Source organism: Streptomyces alkaliterrae (assembly GCF_007097205.2).
Classification (GTDB): Bacteria; Actinomycetota; Actinomycetes; order Streptomycetales; family Streptomycetaceae; genus Streptomyces; species Streptomyces alkaliterrae.
This window is the reverse complement of the sequence record NZ_VJYK02000589.1, coordinates 1-1,287: the sequence shown is the minus strand read 5'-3', so window position 1 is coordinate 1,287 and position 1,287 is coordinate 1. Positions and strand designations below refer to the sequence as shown.

Here is a 1,287-nt window from a genome sequence, read left to right as displayed (position 1 = left end):
CCGGGGCTCCGCCCCGGACCCCGATCACGGCATGGCGGCCGCTTGTCCTCAAACGCCGGACGGGTCCTCAAACGCCGGACGGGCTGAGTTCGGCCCGTCCTGGGGGCCAGCCTCCAGGAAGCGGGAAGGGGAGGGATCGGGAGACCCCCGCCGGAGGCGTTACGCCGGGTGGTCGCCGACCAGCGTGACGGCTTCCGCGCGCTCCCCGCGCTCCGTGATCTCACCCGCCACCCACGCCTCGACCCCGCGGTCCGCCAGCGTCTCCAGCGCCGCGTCCGCCGACGCGCCCGGCACGATCGCGATCATGCCGACGCCCATGTTCAGCGCCTTCTCGATCTCGGGCCGCTCCATCGCGCCCAGCTCCGCCGTGGCGCGGAAGACCGGCGCCGGCGTCCACGTGGCGCGGTCGACGGTGGCGTGCAGCCCGTCGGGGATGACGCGGGCGAGGTTCGCCGCGAGTCCGCCGCCGGTGACGTGGGAGAAGGCGTGCACCTCGGTGGTGCGGGTGAGCGCCAGACAGTCCAGGGAGTAGATGCGGGTGGGCTCCAGCAGTTCCTCGCCGAGGGTGCGGCCGAAGTCGGGGACCTCGCGGTCCAGCGACCAGCCGGCCCGCTCCAGGAAGACCTTGCGGACGAGCGAGTACCCGTTGGAGTGAAGCCCGGAGGACGCCATGTTGATGACGACGTCACCCGAACGGATACGGTCGGCGCCCAGCAGCCGGTCGGCTTCCACGACGCCGGTGCCCGCGCCGGCAACGTCGTACTCGTCCGGTCCGAGGAGGCCGGGGTGTTCGGCGGTCTCGCCGCCGACGAGCGCGCAGCCGGCGAGCACGCAGCCTTCCGCGATGCCCTTGACGATGGCGGACACCCGCTCGGGGTGCACCTTGCCGACGCAGATGTAGTCGGTCATGAACAGCGGTTCGGCACCGCAGACGACGAGGTCGTCCACGACCATGGCGACCAGGTCGCGGCCGATGGTGTCGTGCACGTCCATGCGCTGGGCGATGGCGACCTTGGTGCCGACGCCGTCGGTGGCGGAGGCGAGCAGCGGACGCTCGTAGCGCTTGAGCGCGGAGGCGTCGAAGAGTCCGGCGAAGCCGCCGAGCCCGCCGAGGGACTCGGGGCGCTGCGCCTTGCGCACCCACTCCTTCATGAGTTCCACGGCCCGGTCGCCGGCCTCGATGTCGACGCCCGCACTCGCGTAGGTCACCGGCGCGGTCGGGTCGCCTGCGGTCTCGTTCATGTCTCTCCGTCGACGAGTTCGGGGGTGGGTGGTTCAAGTGGGTGG

The 1,287-nt window shown here is 72.3% G+C and carries 1 protein-coding gene; it reads right to left on the bottom strand.

The genetic code is table 11. The annotated features are described in order from the left end of the window. Nucleotides 1-159: 159 nt before the first annotated feature. Entirely contained in the window at nucleotides 160-1,242 is a 1,083-nt protein-coding gene (gene purM / locus FNX44_RS26960; RefSeq protein ID WP_143651580.1) for a phosphoribosylformylglycinamidine cyclo-ligase, read from the bottom strand. Nucleotides 1,243-1,287: the final 45 nt, after the last annotated feature.

Coding starts and splice junctions, on each gene's coding strand:
- purM (WP_143651580.1), bottom strand. CDS start 1,242: ATGAACGAGACCGCAGGCGACCCGACCGCGCCGGTGACCTACGCGAGT.